At 37.0% G+C, this 23,679-nt stretch carries 23 protein-coding genes and 1 tRNA gene; 7 read left to right on the top strand and 17 right to left on the bottom strand.

The features are described from left to right. Positions 1 to 47 precede the first annotated feature (47 nt). A complete protein-coding gene (gene cysK, locus C1721_RS12165; protein WP_102408521.1) occupies positions 48 to 995 on the top strand; it encodes a cysteine synthase A in 948 nt (315 codons plus the stop codon). 261 nt (positions 996 to 1,256) lie between these two features. Here the strand turns inward: cysK and C1721_RS12160 are convergent, their stop codons facing one another. Continuing rightward, complete coding sequence (locus tag C1721_RS12160; RefSeq protein ID WP_102408520.1) at positions 1,257 to 2,345, bottom strand: acyltransferase; 1,089 nt, start codon at positions 2,343 to 2,345, stop codon at positions 1,257 to 1,259. 522 nt (positions 2,346 to 2,867) lie between these two features. Here C1721_RS12160 and C1721_RS12150 point away from each other — a divergent pair. Beyond that, positions 2,868 to 3,767, top strand: a complete 900-nt coding sequence (locus C1721_RS12150) for a glycosyltransferase family 2 protein (protein WP_159063578.1) — start codon at positions 2,868 to 2,870, stop codon at positions 3,765 to 3,767. Between the two features lie 507 nt (positions 3,768 to 4,274). On the opposite strand, the gene C1721_RS12145 is transcribed toward C1721_RS12150, so the two are convergent. The 12 genes from C1721_RS12145 to C1721_RS12085 all read right to left on the bottom strand — a co-directional run bounded on the left by C1721_RS12145 (position 4,275) and on the right by C1721_RS12085 (position 16,000). After that, positions 4,275 to 4,730: a very short patch repair endonuclease gene (locus tag C1721_RS12145; RefSeq protein ID WP_102408517.1), complete on the bottom strand. Its 456-nt coding sequence runs from the start codon at positions 4,728 to 4,730 to the stop codon at positions 4,275 to 4,277. Positions 4,731 to 4,902: 172 nt separating this feature from the next. After that, on the bottom strand, positions 4,903 to 5,820 hold the full coding sequence (locus C1721_RS12140; protein WP_102408516.1) for a hypothetical protein: 918 nt from the start codon (positions 5,818 to 5,820) through the stop codon (positions 4,903 to 4,905). 6 nt (positions 5,821 to 5,826) lie between these two features. Next, positions 5,827 to 6,963, bottom strand: a complete 1,137-nt coding sequence (locus C1721_RS12135) for a DUF3696 domain-containing protein (RefSeq protein ID WP_102408515.1) — start codon at positions 6,961 to 6,963, stop codon at positions 5,827 to 5,829. Continuing rightward, positions 6,960 to 8,693 carry a DUF262 domain-containing protein gene (locus tag C1721_RS12130; RefSeq protein ID WP_102408514.1) on the bottom strand — a complete coding sequence of 578 codons (1,734 nt, stop codon included), beginning with the start codon at positions 8,691 to 8,693 and terminating at the stop codon, positions 6,960 to 6,962. The genes C1721_RS12135 and C1721_RS12130 overlap by 4 nt, the downstream gene beginning before the upstream one ends. 4 nt (positions 8,694 to 8,697) lie before the next feature. Then, complete coding sequence (locus C1721_RS12125; RefSeq protein ID WP_102408513.1) at positions 8,698 to 10,209, bottom strand: DNA cytosine methyltransferase; 1,512 nt, start codon at positions 10,207 to 10,209, stop codon at positions 8,698 to 8,700. Positions 10,210 to 10,384: 175 nt separating this feature from the next. Beyond that, the gene (locus C1721_RS12120) at positions 10,385 to 11,308 is read right to left on the bottom strand and encodes a DUF5712 family protein (RefSeq protein ID WP_102408512.1); all 924 of its coding nucleotides are present in this window, start codon (positions 11,306 to 11,308) and stop codon (positions 10,385 to 10,387) included. Between the two features lie 4 nt (positions 11,309 to 11,312). Then, positions 11,313 to 11,897, bottom strand: coding sequence for a BfmA/BtgA family mobilization protein (locus C1721_RS12115; protein ID WP_102408511.1), 585 nt, complete (start codon positions 11,895 to 11,897; stop codon positions 11,313 to 11,315). 284 nt (positions 11,898 to 12,181) lie between these two features. Further along, positions 12,182 to 12,514: a helix-turn-helix domain-containing protein gene (locus C1721_RS12105; RefSeq protein ID WP_102408509.1), complete on the bottom strand. Its 333-nt coding sequence runs from the start codon at positions 12,512 to 12,514 to the stop codon at positions 12,182 to 12,184. Between the two features lie 129 nt (positions 12,515 to 12,643). Next, complete coding sequence (locus C1721_RS12100; RefSeq protein WP_234347430.1) at positions 12,644 to 13,264, bottom strand: RteC domain-containing protein; 621 nt, start codon at positions 13,262 to 13,264, stop codon at positions 12,644 to 12,646. Positions 13,265 to 13,283: 19 nt separating this feature from the next. Next, on the bottom strand, positions 13,284 to 14,603 hold the full coding sequence (locus C1721_RS12095; protein WP_102408508.1) for an MATE family efflux transporter: 1,320 nt from the start codon (positions 14,601 to 14,603) through the stop codon (positions 13,284 to 13,286). Positions 14,604 to 14,883: 280 nt separating this feature from the next. Beyond that, positions 14,884 to 15,402: a DinB family protein gene (locus C1721_RS12090; protein ID WP_102408507.1), complete on the bottom strand. Its 519-nt coding sequence runs from the start codon at positions 15,400 to 15,402 to the stop codon at positions 14,884 to 14,886. Positions 15,403 to 15,454: 52 nt separating this feature from the next. Continuing rightward, positions 15,455 to 16,000 carry a TetR/AcrR family transcriptional regulator gene (locus tag C1721_RS12085; protein WP_102408506.1) on the bottom strand — a complete coding sequence of 182 codons (546 nt, stop codon included), beginning with the start codon at positions 15,998 to 16,000 and terminating at the stop codon, positions 15,455 to 15,457. 218 nt (positions 16,001 to 16,218) lie between these two features. Between C1721_RS12085 and C1721_RS12080 the strand changes: the two genes are divergently transcribed. From C1721_RS12080 to C1721_RS12070, 3 genes are all read left to right on the top strand, one after another. After that, complete coding sequence (locus tag C1721_RS12080) at positions 16,219 to 16,533, top strand: helix-turn-helix domain-containing protein (RefSeq protein ID WP_102408505.1); 315 nt, start codon at positions 16,219 to 16,221, stop codon at positions 16,531 to 16,533. Further along, complete coding sequence (locus C1721_RS12075) at positions 16,520 to 16,813, top strand: DUF3876 domain-containing protein (protein WP_102408504.1); 294 nt, start codon at positions 16,520 to 16,522, stop codon at positions 16,811 to 16,813. The genes C1721_RS12080 and C1721_RS12075 overlap by 14 nt, the downstream gene beginning before the upstream one ends. Positions 16,814 to 16,890: 77 nt before the next feature. Beyond that, positions 16,891 to 17,184, top strand: coding sequence for a helix-turn-helix domain-containing protein (locus C1721_RS12070; RefSeq protein WP_102408503.1), 294 nt, complete (start codon positions 16,891 to 16,893; stop codon positions 17,182 to 17,184). A gap of 283 nt (positions 17,185 to 17,467) precedes the next feature. Here the strand turns inward: C1721_RS12070 and C1721_RS12065 are convergent, their stop codons facing one another. Further along, positions 17,468 to 18,688: a site-specific integrase gene (locus C1721_RS12065; RefSeq protein ID WP_102408502.1), complete on the bottom strand. Its 1,221-nt coding sequence runs from the start codon at positions 18,686 to 18,688 to the stop codon at positions 17,468 to 17,470. A 242-nt stretch (positions 18,689 to 18,930) separates the two neighbouring features. Further along, positions 18,931 to 19,003 (bottom strand) — tRNA-Lys (locus C1721_RS12060). Positions 19,004 to 19,138: 135 nt separating this feature from the next. Here C1721_RS12060 and ettA point away from each other — a divergent pair. After that, entirely contained in the window at positions 19,139 to 20,827 is a 1,689-nt protein-coding gene (ettA, locus tag C1721_RS12055) for an energy-dependent translational throttle protein EttA (protein ID WP_102408501.1), read from the top strand. A 28-nt stretch (positions 20,828 to 20,855) separates the two neighbouring features. Then, a complete protein-coding gene (locus C1721_RS12050; protein WP_102408500.1) occupies positions 20,856 to 21,500 on the top strand; it encodes a 3-keto-disaccharide hydrolase in 645 nt (214 codons plus the stop codon). A 129-nt stretch (positions 21,501 to 21,629) separates the two neighbouring features. On the opposite strand, the gene C1721_RS12045 is transcribed toward C1721_RS12050, so the two are convergent. Both C1721_RS12045 and C1721_RS12040 read right to left on the bottom strand, forming a co-directional pair. Further along, the gene (locus tag C1721_RS12045) at positions 21,630 to 22,271 is read right to left on the bottom strand and encodes a cytidylate kinase-like family protein (protein WP_102409437.1); all 642 of its coding nucleotides are present in this window, start codon (positions 22,269 to 22,271) and stop codon (positions 21,630 to 21,632) included. 48 nt (positions 22,272 to 22,319) lie between these two features. Continuing rightward, complete coding sequence (locus C1721_RS12040; RefSeq protein WP_102408499.1) at positions 22,320 to 23,675, bottom strand: MATE family efflux transporter; 1,356 nt, start codon at positions 23,673 to 23,675, stop codon at positions 22,320 to 22,322. Between the last annotated feature and the right edge of the window lie 4 nt (positions 23,676 to 23,679).

Here is a 23,679-nt window from a genome sequence, read left to right as displayed (position 1 = left end):
CATCCATATATCTGTTATGTAAATATAGACAATAAATAGTTCATAGTATGGCAAAAATAGCAAAACATTTAACCGACCTAATCGGTAGCACCCCATTATTGGAACTCTCTAACTTTAACAAAAGTAAAAGCCTGAATGCGAAAATAATCGGGAAGTTGGAATACTTTAATCCGGCAGGAAGTGTAAAAGACCGTATAGCATTGGCTATGGTTGAAGATGCAGAAGAGAAAGGCCTTTTAAAGCCCGGTGCAACAATAATAGAGCCAACCAGCGGGAATACAGGCGTTGGACTGGCTTTCGTTTCGGCAGCAAAAGGATACAAATTAATTCTGACAATGCCGGACACAATGAGTATGGAACGTCGTAATTTATTAAAAGCATTAGGAGCCAAACTCGTTCTCACACCCGGAGCGGAAGGAATGAAAGGAGCTATTGCCAAAGCTAATGAATTACGGCAAGAAATATCAGGTTCCATTATCCTGCAACAATTCGAGAATCCGGCAAACCCGGCCACCCATATACGGACTACAGCCCAAGAAATATGGAACGATACAGATGGGAAAGTCGACATTTTCGTTGCAGGAGTAGGAACAGGCGGAACAATCAGCGGTGTTGGCGCCGGATTAAAAAAACACAATCCCAACATACGTATTGTAGCAGTAGAACCAAGCGATTCACCGGTTCTTTCCGGAGGTAAACCCGGTGCTCATAAAATACAAGGAATTGGTGCCGGATTTATACCTAAAACATACAACCCGGATGTAGTAGACCAAATTATCCAAGTACAAAATGACGATGCGATACGTACAAGCCGGGAACTAGCGCAAACAGAAGGATTATTAGTTGGCATTTCATCCGGAGCAGCTGTTTATGCCGCTTTACAACTGGCTAAGCAAGCAAGCAATAATGGAAAAAACATTGTTGTATTATTACCGGACACAGGAGAACGTTACCTTTCCACCGTTTTGTATGCCTTCGAAGAATATCCATTATAATTAATGCATATACCCCGACAACGTGGAAATATGTGGAAAAAATACACATATTTCCACACATTTCCACACCACAGCACCCAACCCTTATAATTCGCCCGCCTCACCTTATCACTGATCAGCAAGCATTTACAATTCTATTTTATTTCTTTTAATTATGGCATACATTTTGCAACATCCTTTTACTGTATATCAAAGGGCAAACCTTTTATTATCATTCTATAAGGATCATCCGGCTTGCGAAAGTAGGATGATTTTTTATTTTCACCCTATTACCCACTTACTGCCTGGTATATACGAGATAATTTTTGCCGTTACGAAACAGCAGGCAAAAGTACTCACAGCAATACAAGGTATGGCAGCAACAGAAGGCAGTTCCAGCGTATACTTGAACACAGCAACCCATAGCCCGAGCCAGAATATGTGCATAAGATATATGCCATAGCTCAGTTTCGACATTTCCGTTATGAGCCGTGGAGAATCCGTGCGGTTTATACAGGTAAACATAAGAAACGTGCCCATCGTAAGAACCACACAGTTTATCGTACAGAAAGCCCATCCAAGTTCTATTACAGGTGTAGAAAGTATTTCTCCGGGTATAGCCTGAATATAGAACGAATAAATGGTAGAAACAGCTCCGGCAAGCATCATAACGATCCCTACAATGAAACGCTTAGAGCGCCCCCATGTAAGATGCACCCGTATGTAATGTGCCAATACAAGGTATCCTAAATACCCGGAGAAATACCATAACATATGGTATTCGTTCCAAAAACACTGTCCCCACACTTCCCCACACCACCGGTTAAGATACGGCATGCACGTCGATAACAAAAACAAGCCAATAAAGAAACGTTCTTCCTTAGCTGTAGCTTTGCTCAACCATGGCGATATTACAGGAATGAAAAGATACAAACTGATCAAAGGATACATAAACCAGAAATGTCCGGCCTGCGAAGGGAAATTCAGTAATATCCGCGATAAATCCGTCCATGATGTTTCTCCATCTATCTGCCCCCACAACAAAGGCAAAGTACTGTATAGTATCATAAATATAAAAAACGGCGGCAAGATGCGTGTAAATCGCCTCCGATAAAACTGCCACGTAGTCTGTTCTTCCTTCATCGGCACAAGAAGAAAAGCGGAAACAATCATGAACAAAGGAACAGCCATACGTGAGAACCCGTCGTACACAGCCACCCATAGTCTATCGGCCTCACCAAACAGATAAGACTGCGGTCCTGCCATATCTGTAGATCCGGCAGCGCCATAAAAGTTTTCACTAGCGTGGACAACTATAACGAGGAAGCATGCAAACACGCGTACATAGTCTAAAAAAACAATACGTTTCATTCTTATTTGTTTTCTGGTAATTAGTATTAGTAAGATGATTTACTTTGTCAACTTTCCGGACACCACTTTTTTTTCGGTGATAAAGATAGAAAAAGAAGCTCGTAAACAAATGATTTCTCTTGCCAATTTACAGAAACAAGCAGCAGCTTCCAAATTAGAAGAAGTGAAACAGTCTATTTTATTATTGTTATTTTTGTTAAATTTGTTTGTCATATTCAAAAGAACAGTTATCCTTGCATAAATTTGCAACTCTTGAAAAGTGTTTTTGAAAAGGCTATAATAGAGCATTAATTACTTAGATATTAAATTGTAATGAAAATCAGCACTATGGTACAGACTCCATTGTTTGTACTTATTATTTTATCCCGCAAATTCAAATTAAAAAAGTTTGCCCTTCATTTTACGTTCCTATTCGTCCCTAAAAAGAAAAGCAAGATAGATTCAGCCCTATACCTATCTTCCATTTCTAAAGACCCGGATAAGAGTTGTATTTGCAACAATACCATTGAATCTGTTTATGATTTGCAAATCATTGTTCCTGTTTATAATGTAGAAAATTATATTGAAGAATGCATGGATTCAATTGTCTCCCAAAAGAGCCAGTATTCTTTTATAATTACGGTTGTAAATGACGGCAGTCCGGATCATTCAAGACATAAGCTAAAAAAATATGAATCCATTCCAAATGGAAAAATCATAGACCAAGAAAACAAAGGGCTTTCTGGAGCAAGAAATACGGCTCTCAAACATATTCAGGGAAATTATGTGATGTTTGTGGACAGTGATGACAAATTGGCTGATGGCGCCATAGAGAAATTAATGAGAAAGGCGATTGAATGGAATGCAGACATAGTGGAAGGCGGCTATTATAATTATAGTTTTAACAGTAAAATTACTGGAATCTGCAAACATCCCAATAAGCAACATTTAAAGAATTTACGGGGATTCCCTTGGGGAAAAGTTATTAAATCGACATTGATGGAACGAATTCATTTCCCCGAAGGTTATTGGTTTGAAGATACTGTCATGTTCCTTATTATTTTCGATCTTACCTCCAATATGGCTTCTATATCTGACATTGTATATTACTATCGACAAAATAACAATGGAATAACTGTAACAAGCAGGAGAAATCCAAAAGCCCTTGATACGTATTATATAACCAAACGATTATTAGTTGACAGGGAACTTTTAAAACTACCTCCTTCCCAAGAATTATATGAACGTTTCTTAGAACAATGCAAAATAAATTTTAACCGAACATTAAAATTGCCCAATAAATACGTTTCCTATGCTATATTCGAAGAGACTGCCAAATTGAAAAGAAAATATTTCAAAGATTTTACAAGTCAAAATTCAGAACAACTGGAAAAGGCATTGGAACAAAATGATTTCAGAACTTATTTATCGGCTATGATATAAACTTATTATAGAAATGATGCTTAAAACAATTCATTATTGAAGGTAAGCCTAATCTCAAAAGTGTTTTGAATTCAATATAGAAGAGAACACTTCGGATAATCTCCTTTAATTTTTTAGCCGGGTAATAGAAGAATTCCGCTAAATAGTCCCCCCTGATAAAATGGTCATCTCTTCTAAGTTATCAGACCTAAATAAAAAGAATGCCCTGACAATCATCGACTATCAGGGCATTCTTCTTATTCAGTGATCCGCCTGGGATTCTCCTAAGAGAGTTACCATGCTGATATTTAAAACTTTATATTTTTAGCTTCAAGCATATCCCATGATTTAACCCACTAATTTTCTACGTGCTTTTGCGGTAGTTTGCTCATGGAGAATACTGGGGTAAAGATAATAAATTATTTAAAAATTTCAATATAGAAGAATCTATGATATACATGAAGAAATTTATTATGTGTTTTATAACAATATTTTCATCATAATCATAAATCTTTGTAATTTTGAAGTTTAGATTTTGCAAGATGTATTTTTGTTTGACATCAAGTTATTGTATAATTCTTTTTCTATTTGATCAATTAGAACTTTAATATTATTCTTTTTTTTAGTTTCACATTCCCAAATAGTTATTACATTCCACCCCATATTTTTTAGTGATATAAGATTTTTCATATCGTTTTGTATATTAGTGTTTATTTTGTTAAGCCAAAATTCCGTTCTCGTTTTAGGTATAACATAATATTGACAACCTTCATGACCATGCCAAAAACATCCATGCACAAAAATCACAGTCTTATATTTTGGTAAAACGATATCAGGTTTACCTGGAAGATTTTTTGAATGGAGATTATATCTAAACCCTTTAGAAAATAGAGATTTCCTAATCAGAATTTCAGGTTTTGTATTTTTCCCTCTTATTCTGCTCATATTATAGCTTCTTATTTCTTTAGAATGAACGTCTGCCATTTTTTTATGTTATTTGCAAGTGTGGATATTTAAATGAAAATAATAAATAGATTTATTTTTATTTCATGCTTTTTATTGTTCCTGTTGAGTAAGCTGTTTGTTTTTTTAAGTAAAATGTAAAGTTTTTTATTGCAAAGTTTTGTGCTTAGTTAAATAAACTAGAAAGGAGAATTTAAGAATTATTCTTTCTGTAACTTATAATAGCCAAAACTCTTCTTGAAATTCTTTTTTCCTCTTCTTTGTCTCTTTGATGTGTTTGATAATCAACCAAGTGGTATCCATGATACATATTTTGGACATTTTCATCTTCAAATCTCATATAGCATTCATTTTGAGTATCCCAATTGATAAGAAAAGAATGTTCCTTTAGATCACCAAGTGCCGTTTGGAGAATCTCATCTGCGTTTTTTCGATATGCAAGTCCTCCTAATAGTGGTGATTTTCCTACACGTTTACCTTTTTTGTTGTAATAACGATAATCGGGATGTCCCTGTATATGCCGAAAATCATTATAATTATAATTGCGTTTAGTTCGTTCCGAATCGAACCAGTTGTCCAATTCCCTAAAAGAAGATACTGATTTAATTTTAACTATACAAGTAGGCTTATTGATTGCAAATCTCTTAATCTGAATGGGATCACTCATAAATTCATCATGATCAATATTTAAGAGTAGCATTTTGTATGCGGATTTAATAGACAAGCGCTCTGCTATCTCCTTTAAGACACAGGGTATATTAGGATTTTCATATTTTACTTCAGGAATATACTCTATATATGAATATTCATCTGAAAATTTGGGGGCTTTCTCCCAATCTTTAATATCCGACTCAAAAAAAAGTTGCAGCATGGCTTCCTCAAAATCTAGAAAGCCAAAGTATCCAAGCATATCATCGTTTTCATATAATTTTAGGATTTTGGAGAACTCTTCTCTATTAGAAGAGCCATAAAATAGCTCTGCATTATTCTCACAGTCAATTCTATCTAGAATTAACCGAATTTCTTTAAGCAAAGATTCTCCATCTGCCTTAGATGAAATATTTATGGATTCTGTTGGAAATAATAAGAAAATAGAAAATTTGTCATTCATAACAATCTATATCAGTTTGCGTAAATCTTTTCCTATTTGGTCAAAAAAACCTATAGGTCTGCCTTTAATCTTTCCACCCTCTTCTATTTTAATTTCTTGAGAAAATGTAGCTTGATATTTATCATCTCTGTCAAAATAGTAGATTCTTGCATGCTCACGATTTATTCCCGAACCTTTTTCTTCGTACTTTTTACATTGTACAAGAATTCCATTGATAATATGATCGGAGTGGGTTTCGACAATTAACTGAATTCCTGCTTGAGCAGCTTTACATATTAATTCAGCCAGCTTCGATTGTCCATATGGATGTACATGCGCTTCTGGATTTTCAATAAACAGCAATGAGCCTGGCTGAGCAGACAAAATCGCTGTAACGACAGGGAGTGAATAGGAAAGTCCAAATCCTACATTCCTACTAGAAAATTCATCTGTAGGTACCTCTGCATCAAACTTATATCTAACAACGTAATTATTACCTTCTAATTGTGGTATTATATTGACTCCTTTACTAATTTCTTTTTCCCAAGCAGAAACCTGATCAAGTAAAGAGTTATTTTCGGAATCATATTCAGAATCGTGTATGAGCTCAGAATGCACCTGTATCTTCTGTTTTACTCCCCATTGGTAGAGGAACTGTGCGGTCAATTCTCCTTTTCCTTCTTTTTGTGATATCTGTTTTTCTATAGTTACTGCATAATCATCAGGAAAAACTGATTCTAAATTTCTAGCAGCACTTATATATTGGAAATTTGCAGAAAAGAGAGATAAATCTGAGAAACCTTCACTTTCTGTTAATTCGCTAACTCTATTTAGGAATGTCGCGTCTCCTTTTACGTCAAACTCCCAAGAGTAATTTTTAAGAAGTGAGTCTGAAATCAGTATTTTAATTTTATCTTCAAATTTACCTTTTTCTGCAAATTGATAGAATACATCTTGAGCTTTCCCTAGATAACACAATGGATCATTCAAATCTAACACTTTATCTAATCGATTTTTTAAATTAGATTGCCGCAGTAATAATAGGCTTTGTATAAATGATGACTTTCCAGTCCCGTTTTGTCCACATAATACAGTAAGATTTTCTAAATTAAGAACTGTATTCTTATGAGATTTAAAATTGATTAGCTCTACCTTTTTTATCATATAAGTGTTTCTTTTATAATTCTTTCAATATCTCTAAATCGCCTTTCGACGTTCTCTTTTGAAGCTGTACCTTGAGTGATCGACCTTAAGAACTTACCGTCTAGTTCATTATGTAGTGCAATAAACTTTTCTTTGAATAGTTCTTTGCGCGATAATAATAATGAGACTTCACTGTTCTCTAGTTTTGCAAAATTTACACTAAGAACCTCGAAAAGAGCCTTGTTGATAGGTTTTCTGGCATCTTCAATGTTGAATCTTTTTCGAAAAGCATCCTTTTCGAAAATGTCGAAGGCTAAGTTCATTGCTATCTTAAATCTATTTTTTAACATGGAAATTTCTTGATCAGACAAAGTATTTATTTTAGCCATCCCTTTGTTCATAAAGGTGTCAAGGTCAGGCTCATATTCAGTATAAGGAATAAGGTAGAATGAAACAAAGCGATTGGCAAAATCTCGATCTTCCATTCGGAAGGTACCTATTTTATTGTCAGTGGCTCTTACAAAAGCTTTTCCCTCAATAGTTGCATAGAGAGAAATAACCGAACCATCTTTCTCTTTTCGTATATTAATAGTTTTATCTTCTTTCTGATCATCTTCCCCTCTAACTAAATCAGCAATTAGATTTGCAGGTTTCCCATTATTGATAGCATGTCTTATTTCTTGAGTCGTGAGTTCAAGTCCACCCGTATTCACTCTTTTAAATATATTATATTTTACCTCATCAGGAGTACCTTTTTCAATGATATAGGTAGTGATAGGAAAAGTTTTTATCCTTCGACTCAGGACTACGGGCAAATTATCAAAAGAATAATCATTGTATTCCTTTAGAAATTCTAAATCAACGAGCTTTAATCTTTTGTTAATAGCAAAATCTCTTATTGTACTTATCCTCTGTAGTCCATCAATAACTTCTAAATCGTTTTCTTCCTTTTCATTGAAGTAGAAAGCAGGAATAGGAAGTTTTAAAAGTAAAGATTCGATAAAACGGCTTTTCTTCTTGTCATCCCACAAGTCGGAACGTCGCTGAAATTCAGTAGAAAGATTGATTATATTGTCATTAATATCATCAATTATCTGCCCAATTGTTGAAGGCATTGTTCTGACTTTTATTTTATTTGGATCAAATGGAGTCTTGATTGTAATCAGATCATTTCCCATTTCTTTTTCTATTTCACCCTCAGGTGCACTCTCTATATTAAAGACCAATTTGAAGTAATATAGAATGTCTCCATCATGAGATTTTAATTTAATAATATCCAAATATGAAATAACAGGCAGAGGAATCTCTCGGATCAGCTTATATGCGGCTTGTGATCCATCAGATGCATTCACATATACTCGTGGTCCGGCAAGTTGGTTTTGGTCTTCTATATTGAAATGAATTATCTCATCCATCCCACTAATCCTGTTTATTCTCTCATACCATAACTCGCGCAGAGAATTTTTTCTCCTATATTCGTATGAAGGCTCGAAGTATTCACCTTTGGCATCATTTAGATATTTCAACAGATTGCTTTTAAGCAGGATACAGTGACCTCCAAAACCTCTTTTATCCCCAAAGAAATTGATAACAGAAGAATCTCGTTGGCCTACATATAACTTGGCCTCGCCATTTCCTTCTCCTACCTTATTAGATGGCATTACAAAAGAATCTGCTATGGTTATTTTTTCTATTGCACCAGCATATTCATAAGTGATGCCTTTAATATCCATTGTTTGTTGATTATTCATATCGTTATTCTCCAAATTGTGTTATATCCATTTGTTTTAATATGGCTATTAGTACATCAACCACTATACTATTCCCTGCCTGCCGATATAGTTGTGTGTCACTAACAACACGGTTAAAAGTATCCCGGAACCCCATAAGGCGTAGGCATTCCTTTGGAGTCAGTTTCCGAATGCGTCCCTTATTATGAGTTACATAATTATCAATTCCTGCTCGGTGCATCTTGTGCATCGTTTGAAGCAGTGGGCGTGCTACCTCTAAATCTGTACGAATGCTTGTCCTAAAAGTTTTTGTACCACTTGCTAGCACATAGTCACGGACTTTATCCGATAGATAATACTTTTCTTCCACATCGTTAACATCGAATATGAACTCATCAAAGTCTGCATCATCGGCTGGTTCAAAGACAAAATCACCATGCCAATTAAACTGTTGGTTAGCTTTTTGGCATAAAGCTACATTTCCATTGATCTGCGTATATCTTTTGTTTTTGTTCTTTGAACTTGTTACAAACTTTATCCCCTTTTCTTTGAGATAGTACTTTGAATCAGTATAATCCTCTAAGAAGTCCTGCATTCTGTGAGCAAGCTTTATTTTTTTAGGGAAATCGAATACAAAATCATGGTCTTTGAATCCCACGACAAAAATACGTTCCCTATTCTGAGGTATGCCATAATCTTTGCTGTTTAGTATTTTAGAGTGTATTTTATACCCTAGTTCGTTGAAGACATCCTGTACTACCTGCCACGTTCTACCACCATCATGATTTACCAGTCCACGTACATTTTCATAGATAAAAACTTTTGGCTGAGAGTCCTGAACTATCCGTGCAAAATCATAAAAAAGAGTTCCGCGGATATCATCTAACCCTAATCGTTTACCCACCATGGAAAAGGCTTGACAGGGACTTCCACCTACGAGAATATCCACCTTTTTCTTGTATTTCTTTGCAGAGAATTGTTTAACATCATTATGCCAGTCTTTTTCAGCTATCTCATAATTTCCAAAATAGCTTTTCTTTACAAATGGGTCAATGTCACCAGCAAATATGATTTCATGATTCAATCCTAACCTATCAAAAGCATGTTCAATTGCACCAATGCCACTAAATAGAGTAGCTATTCTAATTGTTGAAGCAGGACATGCAAAAGGTTTCAACCTCCAATCCTCGGATTCAAATAAATCACCTTGTATTGCTGTTACATTTGATAAATTTTCTTGCCCATCAAAGATATATTTTATTTTCTGTTCAGCAAGTTTTAGAATTGAAGAGTCGTAATTATTTTCACATATTTTTTTTGCAATCTTTTCACTGAAAAGTTCCTCCTCCATAGATTTGTAGTCAAGAGAGAAGATTTCACAGAGTTTTGATAAACGTTTCATATCAAAATCTCTAGTTCCTCTTTCTATTTTACTTAAATTTGTGGCATTAATATCTATTAGCTTTGCCAGTTCCGACAAAGAATATTTTCTTTCTTCTCTTAGAGTTCTTAAGTATTGCCCAAAGCTTGATTCCATATACCTGTCATTTTTTAGACAAATATATGGAATCTATTTCACAAACTACTGATCTAAGGAAATTTTTTCGTTGTTTTATCTGTTTTTGCATCTCTTTTATAGCATGAGTGAGGTGAAAGCCATAGGACTTGGTATTATCGTTTTATTCTTGAAATATGTTCCTTCTTTGATTGTATTAGATGTATCTTATTCCTCTCTTCTTTTTCTTTTGGCGTTTCTGTGCCCGTAGTCCTTCTGTTAATCTTGCGTCATAATTATTGCTATCTCCTAATGAAAAGATAGACAAAAGAGAATCACCGCCACTATTATTTTGCTGATTGTTAGAGTATTTATTATCTTGTTTGCTATCAAGATTGCAAAAAATATTGTTTTCTTTTTCACAGGATTGAAATCTCTCTTTTTTCTTTTCGCCAGTAAAGTTTTGATTCTGTATTGCAAGTTGTTCGGAGATAGAACTGTTCTTCATCGTATTGTAGTAATCAAATGATTCTGTTTGCTGACGATTGTAGTTGAATAGTTTATCAAAGCCCTGTTCCGCTTGTTTGAATAGGTTCACACGGTCAAAACCTCCTGTAACAGTGCCTTTCTTAGTATTTTTATGGTTGGTAAGCGGTGACAGTTTCTTTTTATTGGCTTGATCTTTACGACTTACAATCAAATGGCAGTGCATATTCAGTTCATTATCTGAACGGCTACGATCAAAATGAATCTTACCATAGAACTTTATATCCGAAGCGGATAATTCTTTGTTGAAGTTCTTGGCATATTCAGGAATAAAGACCTCACGAATATAGCGTTTCATTGCTTCGGCTTGTTCCTGCTCTATATTACCCATCGCCCGGAGTTCCTGTTCCGATGGGCTGACATGAATAGCATAAAACTTAGCATCCGTTTTTAATAGCTGCCCGATATTAGTATCTATATCTTTTACGACCTTTGATTTATAGATGTTATCATCTGTCAGATTGAAAAAGCCTTCGGTATAGATACCTTTCTCCATCCGTTCTAAATCTTCATGTTCCATGTAATTAGCTAGTTGCCGGCTACTACCAGCATTATTATATGTGCCGCTAGATGGTGGAGCAAAGTCTATGTGCATAAGCTTATGTATTTATAAGGTTTGTAATTTCTGCTTTTAGATTATCTTTCCTTTTGCTATCCATCACACCACAAGCAGAAAGTTCCGAATAGAGTTGTATTAGGTGAAGCAACTTTTTATAATCTCGTTGGTGTATCTGGTAGAGTGCGCTAATCTGTTTGGATTGGTTGTTTATTACATCGGCATGATTACAAAACTGTTCACTTAACTTTTTCAGCACAGCTGTTTGCCTCTCCTGACTGGCTTCCAGTTGAGAGAGTATGAGAGTTTCCAATGTTTTGCCGATAGTATCGAAACGCAAAGCGATAGAATTTGTAGCTCGTATCATCGGATTCAGTAGCTCTTCCTCATAATGACGGATGAACCGGATAATATCATCCTGTCTCTTATTTATTTTCGCCAGTTCTGATTTTACAGATTCAGGTGCTTCGGATGGATTGATATGTGCCTTATCTATATACCCGAACGCCAACTTTACAACTTCGCTCTTTTTCAGTGAATAGCGTTTGCATATCTTTTCTACCAAAGCTGCCGTTTCCTTGTCTATGGAAATGGTGGTGAATATCGTTTTTCGACTGTTATTTGGCATGGTAATTACATTTTTGTAGAAATATGAATAGATAAATACCTGATAATAAGCATTAAAAAGAAAATGCTTATTACAGGTGTCATTACAGCGTGTTCTTGTAACACCCTAAAGCCGAAGGCTTTGTCCCGCAGGGCAAGAGGGAAGAACAGGACTTGTCCAGTTCCCTCTTGCTCAATTTAGCGAAATGAGCGAAGCCGGAAGGCGTAGCTGTTTCTGCTAAATTGGGGTGGTAGCATAGAGGAATAGCCTAAACATAGACTTCTTTTCTCTGCTACATTTTGCTTTCAAGATTTATTCTCTAATTGATTAGCTTTTTCAAACTGCTTGTAAGTTTGAGAGTCGGCACGTTCACGAACAAAAGCCCGAATATCGTTCGCTCGATAGTAGGTTTTCTTTCCGATGGTAAAGTAGGGTAGTTGTCCGCTCACTCTGTAACGTTGGAGAGTTCGGAACGATACTTTCAGGAGAAAAGCCAAATCTTGATTATCTAACAGCTTCTCATTATCATCGAGAATATTGTCCGTATTGATAAGTGACTTTAGGTCTTTGCCTATTTCGATCAGTTTCTTGGAAAGCTGCTCCATCCACTTCTCGAAGTTTTCATTGTCTATATACATTTTGCTTCAATTTTAAGTTCAACATTATTATTTTCAATCGATTGATGAAGCAAAGTTCGGTAAACGGATGAAATTAAATTAGGGGAGTAGATATACTACACCCCTAATAATTGTTCATAAGTAGCTGATTTATAGATAGCCTTTCTTTTTACTTTCTTCGGAAATAGCTTTCCGAAGTATATCCAAAAACTCGGTGCGTTTATTGGCTTTCCGACAAATTACATTTTCATGTTTTTTGTGAATGTCCCCTAGTTTAATATTGAATAGATATTCAAAGGCTCGCCCGATTTCTGTCAGTGGTGATTTTATTCCGGTGTGGGTTACAACTTTTTCAGATAAAAACAATCCGCTAACTATCTCCATTATTTCAATGAGATTAGTTTTATCTGTTAGATAAAGCGGTGATTGCCATGCGGCTTCTATCCTGATAAAGTATTTTGGAAACTCCATTTGTTTATGGATTAGCTCTAACTCTTTTTGAATGAAAGACAAGACTTTATCACAATAGATAAGTTTCAATACATCTTGTTTTGTTCCATACGAAACCTCTAAAGATTTAACTGTCTCAATCTCTATATGAATCAAATTGAGGGTACGAATACGCTTCATATTATCTGTCTCTGAATCCATATAGAAGATTAACCTTTCCACAAACTCTCTATATGCCTCTTTGATTTGCGGTTCAGGGTCACTTTCTGTATTAGAAGCTGACAAGAACTTGAATAGCTTTGTTTCCAGAATATCCCACATAGATAAATCGTTGTTAGGATTAAATATTCTTATTGAACCATCTGCCTTTTTTCATATAAACATAAGACATCAGTAATAACACTAACACATATATTTGTTCGGAAGTCCAATATGCTGCAAGGGGAATATTTGGAAATTTCGACAAAGCAAATAGATATGACAGGTAGATCATAATATTAATCATCTGGAACACAAAAACTACTTTCGTATTACCTGTGCCTATTACTGTATTACAATATGTATAAGCTGGCACAGAGATAATAAACGTAGAAAGCATTACACAGAATGGGTAAAATGCTTTCTGAACAACTATTTTATCATTAGTAAACAGCTCTAAAAGAGTTCCCGACAAAGCAAAAGATAATATAATCAATGGAATCCCCATTGCATAAGTTAGCAATATGATACAACGGGAAAGTGGCATAACATCTGAAATTTGATTTGCTCCGATAAGGTTACTAACCAACGAAATAGCAGTAGTGGCAAATGAATTGACAATCACAAAAAAGAGCATTGAGATACTTCTTACTACATTTGCTGCTGCAAGTTCGCATTCACCTAAATGTTCAATTGCTACAAAGAACAAAAACCAGGGAGCAATGCAAAAAAACGAACGTACCATTGTCCAAACTGAAATATTTAAGAGGTGGAGCGATAACCCTAAATCAAAACTTGCACGCAAATCATACCGCTTCTTATCTACACGCTTCCATACGTATAGAATCAAAAACAGTAATCCAACAAGCTCTGCAAGTGATGATCCAACAGCAGCCCCACTAATACCCAATTTAGGGAAACCTGCATTCCCGAATATTAGCAAGTAGTTAAATATAACATTGCAGATTACCATAACGATAGAGTTAGCTGTAAGAATTTTAGTATTGGTTGTTCCAACGAAGAAAGCCCGAATTGCCAATAAAGGAAATGCGAACAAATAACTGTAATCTCGCCATTCCATATACTTCATGGTGGCTTGATAGACACTATCAGACGAAATTGTCATGCGAAGTAATACAGGAGAAAACAGTTTGGATAATATGAAAACAATAATGGCAAAAACAGATAAGAAAATCAATCCCTGATAAAATACTCTGCCTACATCCATATATCGCCCTTCACCGTTTCGCCTTGCGATAACAACTTGTACTCCAAGACTGAATCCAAAGCCGAGCATATAAATGGCTGTGTAATACATGGTAGCCAGTGCCGATGCTCCTAAATCTATCTGACTAACATGACCAAGAAAAATGGAATCTGTGAAATTAATCAATTGTTCCATGAGTAGGCTCACCATTATAGGTAAGTTGACGAGCCATATTTGTTTATATGTATAATTCATTATTCAACTTAATATAACATGATTGTTAAGCACTACTTTTGCAGTGACATAAATCATAATCAGAAATGTAATTGAGAAAACTCTGTGTTTTGGATAGGGTATAAGAACATAGGTCGAAGATTTGTTAGTTCTCCGACCGCCCTGAAGCATTTAAGCTATATACAGAGTTGCCATTTCATAAGTTGAACGATATATTAACTTGTTGAATACATACAAAGGTATATATTTTCAGGGAAATAGAACTATGTAATTGGATTTTTATTACCGTTGCAAACTATCTTTATAGCCATTTGATAGGATAGCCGAGCATACGTTTTAGTTCTTCCATTTCTGCACTATGCCACATTTCATGTTTGAAGCACCAAGACAATGCTTCATATTTGTTATTAGCTACTGGATGCTTAAACGGAATAGGTTCTAATTGCTCAAATAATATATCATCATTTAATTGGGATAAATTATCTAGGCATATTTCGTGAATGGCATCAAATTGATTTTTAAGCTCATATGCTGGTATCAAGTTTTTTTCTACTGACCTGTGTAGGGTTCCCATACCATTGAAGATTTTCACATAATCAACAATGGGTATCAATTCTGCTACTTTAGTATTTCTTCCTGTGATACATGTGATAGCGTGGAAGTTTTGACTAATCATTAAATGTCCAATTTGCCAAGCAAAATTTGAATCTGTGTTTTGAGGAATTGTGTACCACAAATCTTGTGGCATTTCGGAAATCAAACGATTTACAAAATTCCTCGATTCGATAATCTGTTCTCTTAAAAAATCAATCCTTTTCATTTCTGTAAATTTATATCCTTATTAGTAAGTAAGTATTTAAGGCAAAAAAATATTAGATATTTAATAATCCTTCCTGTATTGATTTATACACATCATTTCTTAATACTTTATTCATTTGCAAAGAAGATAGTAATGCAGAATGAACCATAAAAGCCTTTGTTCTTGGTGTTTCCGCAAATGAAAAAGCATTGTTTTTTAAACCATTATCTAATAAAGCTGTAAGCCATTTCAGAATCGTGTTTACCAATCCCTGCAACTCTTTCTGCATGTTTTCAGGTAAAGTGTCATAAGATGGTGAAAGTGAGCCAACTATACAAACCCAATGATTATTGATAAAACTATCATGCATATGAATGTAATTGGAAAACTGCGATTTATAATCCAAACTTTCCCATGTTCTAGTTAGCTCATTAAAAGCATTCAGATTTTTCCTTATTATTTCTACTCCCAGATCCGACTTTGAAGGGAAATAATAATGAATAGCTGCATTCTTTATATTCAACGCTTTAGATATGTCTGCGTAGCTAAAAGAATTGTAGCCAATAGAGCGAATTAATTCACTTCCTAACCGTATTATTTCACTTCTTGTATCATTCATGGCACAAATATATGCAATTTACTTAGTAGTAAGTATGAAATTGGCGATTTTAACATCTTGTATGTTCACAGTATATAATTTCTATCTTCATTTATCCAGCCAGTTATAACCACTTCCTACCACTTTCAGACAGTTTTGAAAACGGCTCTTGATTCTTCTTTCATTTGCTGGTGAAATAAGGAATCAACACGTTTTATAAACCATTTAAAATTGAAAGTATGGAAGTAGTAACCATTGAAAAGAGAACCTTTTCGTATGTCTGCGAACGGTTCACGGAGTTTGCCAAACGGATAGAAAGTTTGTGCAGCACTCATACTCAAAAAGTTGAAAACTGGCTGGATAGTCAGGAAGTGTGCCTGTTGTTAGGCTTTAGTAAACGAACGCTGCAATATTACCGAAGTAGTGGGCGATTGGCTTATTCTCAAATAGGGAACAAGATTTATTATAAATCTTCCGATATTGAAAGAATTATTGCGGACAGTGAAACGCAAAATCAATCACCCAAACAAATAACGCCTTATGGAAAGAACTAAAGAAGATTATCCGACCTTCAACCTGTTCTCCATTGTCGGCACATGGGAAAGCATTAATCTGAATCCTACGGTAATCATCTACCGGAACGACAACGATTATCTTCTCTCTATTATATATGTATCGGAAACCACCAAACAGGCTTCACCCGCTACTTATGAGATACAGCAAGATGGTAGCCAGTATTTTATTACTGTTGCATCCAAACGGCTCTATATAGATTATGATCCGGCAAAAGATGTGCTTAGCCTTTCATCATTGGGTGACTATCTGCGAAACTAATCAATCAGCTAATCATTCAACTGATTAGCTATCCAGCAATCTTGAAATCAATATTTCAATAAAACAATCTTTCAATCATGGAACTAATAAATAAAGATACCCCACAAGTCAAAGAATTTATTTCTTCGCTTGCTTCAATGCTGAACGGTATTGAATCGATTGTAAAGCACTATAAGCCCCACCTGAACGGAGAACGATTTCTTTCCAATCATGAAGTTTCCAAGAAACTGAATGTCAGTTTGCGAACCCTGCAAGAGTGGAGAGATACAGGTCTAATCCCCTTTATCCAGATAAAAGGTAAAATCATCTACCGTCAGAGTGATATTGATAAACTGCTCCAAAGGCACTATTTTGAAAGTTGGAAAGAGTAACCTGCCAAGCTCAAAAACATTGTTTTTCGGAATTTAATTTGAATCATTGACTTTTCCAGTGAAGTATTTAGTCTGTGCAAGTCTTTAGATGAAAATACGCTCGAATATAGTGAGAGGAAGATTTTCATCTAAACCGAAGGCTCGGACTTGAACAGGCTAAATACGGAACTTACCTTTGTCAATGCTTCATATTGAGTTCTGGAAAACTTACTATAAAAGAAAAGGATTGAGAAAATGAAATTCATTCTTCCCAATCCTTTTTCAATATTAGCTACTACCTTTATTATATAGCTAATTCCGACAGACAGCTATTTACTTTTTGCATATCCTTGAAAATATTCTGATCCAATACTCGTGCATAATGTTTTGTTACGTTTGTATTTGCGTGTCCCAACATCTTAGCAACATTCTCCATACTTACGCCATTTGCAAGGCAAATGCTTGTGGCATAGCTATGACGGGCGGTATGTGTGCTAAGATTTTTATGAATTCCGCACACATCGGCAATTTCTTTCAAATAACTGTTCATGCGCTGATTGCTCAATACAGGCAATAGTTTTCCGGTACATTCTGCCACATTTTTATACTTTTCAAGTATAGAAGCTGCCACAGGTAGTACAGGAATGTTACACATAATTTTTGTCTTTTGGCGGTTCTTCCTTATCCAAAGTTCTCCTTTATTGTCTTTTACCAAGTGTTCAGGTGATAAGTCTTTCACATCGCTGAACGCCAAACCAGTAAAAACGCAAAAAATGAAAACGTCCCGTACCTGTTCTACTCGCTTAATGGTGAACTCTTTGGCAAGAATGATTTTAATTTCGTCCATCGTCAGAAATTCAGGATCGGTTTCTTCCAGTTTGAAGCGGTAGTAAGCAAACGGATCTTTCTTTATCCAGTCGTTTTCCAGAGCAATACGGATAATCTTCTTCAAATTCTTCAATCGAGTGATAGCAGAGTTCTGCGCGCAACCTTTTTCAATCTTCAAGAAAGCATCAAACTTAGAAATGAAGTTAGCTTCCAAGTTGTTTAGAGCAATATCCGATAGCTGATATTCTTTCTTAATGAATTCCTCCAAATATCGGGTAGTGGTTTCATACCGTTGAACGGTCTTACTTACAAAGTCTTTGCCGATCAGCTTACGGCTTTGTTCGTTATGCTCTCTGAATACCTGCAATAGCGTTTTGTTATCTTCGTCCACACCATAAAACAACTTTCTCACAAGATCAACAGTAATAACTTTGCCGGAAGTTTCCAATTCTCTATAAATTTGGTGTACGTGTGAACGTGTGATTTCTAAGTAGTGGTTCAGTTCCACCGACATACGGTCTTTACCTTTTGAATTCTCTTTTGCCTGATTCCATAGGTTTACGGGACAGCTTCTTTTGATAGAAATATCTACCATACAGCCGTTTACGGTGATTCTCATGCACACGGGTGCTTCTCCGTTCTTTAATAATTTGCCTTTCTTGATGAAGAACAATACAGAAAATGATTTTCGAGCCATTTTTACATCGTTTTTAAAGTTACAAAACTATGTATTCTCTTCCAAAGTAAGTCTATGCAAAATGCTATTAATCAGTGAGAAAGATGCAAATTCGTGGGACTTTTTTGAACTAAATTTTAGTCCCACGATTTATCCACCAATAATATGCTTGAAACGGCTATTTTCTGCCACCTGCTAGAAAAAAGAAATCCCTGATAATGTCTGATTATCAGGGATTTGCTTGATTTTTCTTTTGTTTTCAGTGATCCGCCTGGGGCTCGAACCCAGGACCCCATCCTTAAAAGGGATGTGCTCTACCTGCTGAGCTAGCGAATCAGCCTATGGTGTTATTTTTATAACACGGGTGCAAAGATATGAGTTATATTTTTTTCATGCAAGCTTTTACCTCTTTTTTATTTTGTTATCTTTGTACGCAAAGATAAAAATAACATCATAATTATATTATTATATATGGCAGACGATAAGAAGATTATTTTCTCTATGGTGGGCGTAAGCAAAACTTTTCCGCCTCAGAAACAGGTTCTAAAAAATATATATCTGTCTTTCTTTTATGGAGCTAAAATAGGAATTATAGGTTTAAATGGCTCTGGTAAATCTACCTTACTGAAAATTATTGCCGGCATTGAAAAAGAATATCAGGGTGAAGTTGTTTTTTCACCGGGATACTCGGTGGGCTATCTGGAACAAGACCCGAAACTGGAAGCCGGAAAAACAGTGAAGGAAATCGTTCAGGAAGGGGTGCAAGAGATTGTTGACACCTTAAAGGAATATGAAGAAGTTAATGAGAAATTTGGCGATCCGGAAGTGCTGGAAGATCCGGACAAAATGGATGCGCTGATTACAAGGCAAGCCGAATTGCAGGATAAAATAGATGCAACCGACGCATGGAATTTAGACAGCCGTCTGGAACGTGCCATGGATGCATTACGCTGCCCACCCGAAGAACAGGTTGTAGATACGCTATCCGGTGGTGAACGCCGCCGCGTGGCTCTTTGCCGCTTGTTGCTTAAGCAGCCGGATGTATTGTTGCTGGATGAGCCTACCAACCATCTGGATGCAGAATCTATTGACTGGCTGGAACAGCATCTGCAACAATATGCGGGAACTGTGATCTGTATCACACACGACAGGTATTTTCTGGATCACGTAGCCGGATGGATTCTTGAATTGGATCGTGGAGAGGGTATTCCGTGGAAGGGTAACTATTCTTCTTGGCTGGATCAGAAAACGAAGCGTATGGCTCAGGAGGAAAAACAGGCAAGCAAACGACGTAAAACACTGGAACGCGAATTGGAATGGATCAATATGGCGCCTAAAGCACGGCAGGCCAAAGGAAAAGCCCGCTTGAATTCGTATGAAGCGTTACTGAATGAAGACCAGAAAGAACGTGAAGCAAAGCTGGAAATTTTTATCCCGAATGGCCCGCGTCTGGGTAACAAGGTGATAGAGGCCCGGCATGTAGCTAAAGCGTTTGGTGACAAGTTGCTGTTTGACGACCTCAACTTCATGCTTCCGCCTAACGGGATTGTGGGCGTTATAGGCCCGAACGGAGCGGGAAAAACAACTCTGTTCAAAATGATTATGGGTATGGAAAGCATTGACAAAGGTACGTTTGATGTGGGCGAAACAGTAAAGGTTGGTTATGCCGACCAGACACATAAGGATATAGACCCGGACAAAACGGTATATCAGGTGGTTTCCGGAGGACAAGAATTTATAAGAGTGGGCGGAAAAGAGATTAATTCGCGCGCTTATCTGTCTAAATTCAATTTTGCAGGAGCCGATCAGGAAAAGTTATGCGGTATATTATCGGGTGGAGAGAGAAACCGCTTGCATCTGGCTCTCACTCTAAAGGCAGAAGCAAATGTGCTTTTGCTGGACGAACCGACCAACGATATAGATGTTAATACTCTCCGGGCTTTGGAAGAAGGGCTGGAAAATTTTGCAGGTTGCGCTGTAGTGGTTTCTCACGACCGCTGGTTCCTCGACCGTATCTGTACTCACATTCTTTCTTTCGAGGGAGATTCAAATGTTGTCTTTTATGAGGGTTCTTACTCCGAATATGAAGAATATAAGCGTAAACAGCTAGGTGAAGCAGAACCGAAGCGGATACGTTACCGTAAACTGATTGTTGATTGATTTTATACATTAATAATTTGAAGAGACCATGAAAAGAAGAATGCTATCGCTGGCCATATTGGCTGCTTCTATTTTCTGCTTTGCCGGAGAAGCAAACGCGCAGAAAACAGAGAAGTTATTTAATGGGAAGGATTTGTCTGACTGGAATTTTATAGTAGACAAAAATGCTGTTCCTGCCGATCAGGTATTTACTGTGAAAGACGGATTGATTCATATCACGGGAAATCCGTTCGGTTATATGTACACCAAAGAAAAGTACGGAGACTACAAGCTGCATGTGGAATGGCGCTGGCCTAATGGCGTGGCTTCCAATAGCGGCATTTTCTTATTGATAGAAGAAGTTAAAAGTCCGTTTCCAAACGGTATCGAATGCCAGTTGCATGCCGGCGACGCAGGCGACCTGGTAATGCTTTCAGGCTCTGACCTCGCAGAGTATCAAGGTCCGCAACCGCGTCCGACCTTTCCGATGCTGAAAAAGACAAATCCGTCTAGTGAGAAACCTGCCGGTGAATGGAACGAGGCGAACATTTTCGTAAAGAACGGTGTAATTACGGTGTTTATAAATGGCGTTTACCAGAACACGGGAACTAATAAGGTAAAAGAAGGTTATATCGCTTTACAAAGTGAAGGTAACAATATTGAGTTCCGCAATGTAACTTTAGAGAAATTTTAATAGAATATAGACCGCTGTTTTTTATTTAAAACGCAAAGAATAAAGCCCTGCAGAAACAGGGCTTTTTCTATTTTTCAGCGATGTCCTGACTTAGAAGTCCGTTATTGGAATATTTTACGGAATTATAACTCAACCGAAATGAGGCGGACGCATGCTTTGCTTTTTTTCCACAAAACTTTTCATAAATGTAACCGTATCGTCGATGCCCAATACGGAAGCATCAATAGAAAGATTATAAGAAGAAGCCACGCCCCACGCTTTATTTGTATAGTAATTATAGTATACAGCACGGGATTTATCGGTTTTCGTCATTAACTCTTTCGCTTGCTCTACGGTAACAGGCTGTCTCTGGATAATCCGCTGGATACGGTTTTCCATTGTATTATGGACAAAGAAACTAAGGCAAGCCGGATCGTCGCGGAGAATATAATCGGCACAACGCCCTACAAGTACACACGATTCTGTTTCCGCCAACTTCCGAATGGCATCGCTCTGCAACTTGAACAAAGCATCATTGGAAAGTATATCATTAAACGGCGTGAACATACTCATGTATGAATAACCCATCGTGAAAGCATATGCCAGTCCGTTGGACGCACGTTCGTCGGCTTGTTCAAAAACATCTTCACAAAGGCCGCTTTCTTTGGCTGCCATCGTGATCAGTTCCTTATCATAATAGGAAATGCCTAAGGCTTTCGCCAACTTCTGCCCTATTTCACGTCCGCCACTACCAAATTGCCGGCCTATAGTTAGTATGATTCTATTATCCATAGATACAATCATTAGTATTTTGTTACTGCCCTAAAGATACAAATTTTTTTATTCCTTCGGCATTCGTTTAAATTTTCTGAATTGATTAACCAGCACAATTGCCGTAACAATGGTTGCTGTGGCATCGGCAACAGGTATACTGATCCAGACGCCCAACGTTCCGAAGAAACGGGGAAGAATAACAAGACAAGGTATAAGAAACAACAGTTGCCTGGTAAGAGACAGGAAAATAGCTTTTTTAGACATGCCGATAGACAGAAAGAAGTTGGTGGCCACCATCTGGAAACCCACAATAGGGAACACGGCAAAGACTATATGCAAACCATAAACAGCCGCTCCCAGCAGTTCCGGGTCTGTAGTAAACAGACGGACTATCATAGAAGGGAACAACTGGCACAATAGGAATCCGGCTGAAGCAACGCCAATAGCCCACCATGTTGTGAGCTTGGTTACTTCGGTAACACGGTGAAACTGGCGCGCACCGAAATTATATCCCGCAATAGGCTGCATTCCCTGGTTGAATCCCATTATTATCATAATAAAAAGAAAAATAATGCGGTTCACAATTCCATAGGCGCCAATTGCCATATCGCCGCCATATTCTTTCAGTCCGCGATTTATCAGAATCACGATCAGGCAGGAACAAAGATTCATCAGAAACGGAGACATGCCGATATACAAAATACCTTTCACTATTTCCTTCCGCAAACGAAAAATGCCTTGCCGGAAATGCAGGAATTGTTTCGGATTGGAAAAGTGGATAAACTGTCCTGTCAACGAAATAACCTGCGAAATAACCGTTGCCCAGGCTGAACCTTTTATTCCCCAGCCAAAGCCGAAGATAAAGAGCGGATTAAGGGCGCAGTTTATTACTACGGAAGCCAATGTTGCATACATTGCCATCTTTGGGAAGCCGGAAGAACGTAACACGGCATTCAAACCTAAATACATGTGTGTGATAACATTCCCATACAGGATAATCCGCATATAATCACGCGCATAGGCTATCGTGTTCTCGCTAGCTCCGAAAAAATAGAGAATAGGATCTAACAGTAGCAGAAATACAATAGTGAAGGTAACACCTAACACTATATTCAATATCAGCACATTTCCCAATACGTTGTTTGCCCCGTCATAATCTTTCTGCCCCAGTTTAACGGATACCAAAGTAGAAGCACCTACGCCAACCAAAGAGCCAAAAGCCGCCGCCAGATTCATCAGCGGAAAAGTAAGAGCCAAACCGGAAATAGCCAACGGGCCAACGCCATGTCCGATAAATATACTATCCGCCATGTTGTAAAGAGAGGAAGCCGTCATGGCTATAATTGCAGGAATTGCATACTGCGTAAGTAGCTTTCCAATCCGTTCGGTTCCTAATATAAGAGGGGAATTTTGTGTCGCCATACAT

Origin of the sequence: Parabacteroides bouchesdurhonensis, from assembly GCF_900186615.1 — a bacterium.
GTDB classification, from domain to species: domain Bacteria; phylum Bacteroidota; class Bacteroidia; order Bacteroidales; family Tannerellaceae; genus Parabacteroides; species Parabacteroides bouchesdurhonensis.
Note: the sequence above shows the minus strand (reverse complement) of the source record. Positions and strands in the feature narration are given on the sequence as shown.

Bases quoted from the DNA above. Each gene is read 5' to 3' on its own strand.
- C1721_RS12095 (WP_102408508.1), bottom strand. From the start codon at position 14,603: ATGAATTATACATATAAACAAATATGGCTCGTCAACTTACCTATAATG.
- ettA (WP_102408501.1), top strand. From the start codon at position 19,139: ATGGCAGACGATAAGAAGATTATTTTCTCTATGGTGGGCGTAAGCAAA.
- C1721_RS12070 (WP_102408503.1), top strand. From the start codon at position 16,891: ATGGAACTAATAAATAAAGATACCCCACAAGTCAAAGAATTTATTTCT.
- C1721_RS12130 (WP_102408514.1), bottom strand. From the start codon at position 8,693: ATGAATAATCAACAAACAATGGATATTAAAGGCATCACTTATGAATAT.
- C1721_RS12125 (WP_102408513.1), bottom strand. From the start codon at position 10,209: ATGGAATCAAGCTTTGGGCAATACTTAAGAACTCTAAGAGAAGAAAGA.
- C1721_RS12140 (WP_102408516.1), bottom strand. From the start codon at position 5,820: ATGAATGACAAATTTTCTATTTTCTTATTATTTCCAACAGAATCCATA.
- C1721_RS12105 (WP_102408509.1), bottom strand. From the start codon at position 12,514: ATGTATATAGACAATGAAAACTTCGAGAAGTGGATGGAGCAGCTTTCC.
- C1721_RS12120 (WP_102408512.1), bottom strand. From the start codon at position 11,308: ATGCACATAGACTTTGCTCCACCATCTAGCGGCACATATAATAATGCT.
- C1721_RS12050 (WP_102408500.1), top strand. From the start codon at position 20,856: ATGAAAAGAAGAATGCTATCGCTGGCCATATTGGCTGCTTCTATTTTC.
- C1721_RS12090 (WP_102408507.1), bottom strand. From the start codon at position 15,402: ATGAAAAGGATTGATTTTTTAAGAGAACAGATTATCGAATCGAGGAAT.
- C1721_RS12135 (WP_102408515.1), bottom strand. From the start codon at position 6,963: ATGATAAAAAAGGTAGAGCTAATCAATTTTAAATCTCATAAGAATACA.
- C1721_RS12100 (WP_234347430.1), bottom strand. From the start codon at position 13,264: ATGTGGGATATTCTGGAAACAAAGCTATTCAAGTTCTTGTCAGCTTCT.
- C1721_RS12040 (WP_102408499.1), bottom strand. From the start codon at position 23,675: ATGGCGACACAAAATTCCCCTCTTATATTAGGAACCGAACGGATTGGA.
- C1721_RS12115 (WP_102408511.1), bottom strand. From the start codon at position 11,897: ATGCCAAATAACAGTCGAAAAACGATATTCACCACCATTTCCATAGAC.
- C1721_RS12145 (WP_102408517.1), bottom strand. From the start codon at position 4,730: ATGGCAGACGTTCATTCTAAAGAAATAAGAAGCTATAATATGAGCAGA.
- cysK (WP_102408521.1), top strand. From the start codon at position 48: ATGGCAAAAATAGCAAAACATTTAACCGACCTAATCGGTAGCACCCCA.
- C1721_RS12080 (WP_102408505.1), top strand. From the start codon at position 16,219: ATGGAAGTAGTAACCATTGAAAAGAGAACCTTTTCGTATGTCTGCGAA.
- C1721_RS12085 (WP_102408506.1), bottom strand. From the start codon at position 16,000: ATGAATGATACAAGAAGTGAAATAATACGGTTAGGAAGTGAATTAATT.
- C1721_RS12160 (WP_102408520.1), bottom strand. From the start codon at position 2,345: ATGAAACGTATTGTTTTTTTAGACTATGTACGCGTGTTTGCATGCTTC.
- C1721_RS12045 (WP_102409437.1), bottom strand. From the start codon at position 22,271: ATGGATAATAGAATCATACTAACTATAGGCCGGCAATTTGGTAGTGGC.
- C1721_RS12075 (WP_102408504.1), top strand. From the start codon at position 16,520: ATGGAAAGAACTAAAGAAGATTATCCGACCTTCAACCTGTTCTCCATT.
- C1721_RS12065 (WP_102408502.1), bottom strand. From the start codon at position 18,688: ATGGCTCGAAAATCATTTTCTGTATTGTTCTTCATCAAGAAAGGCAAA.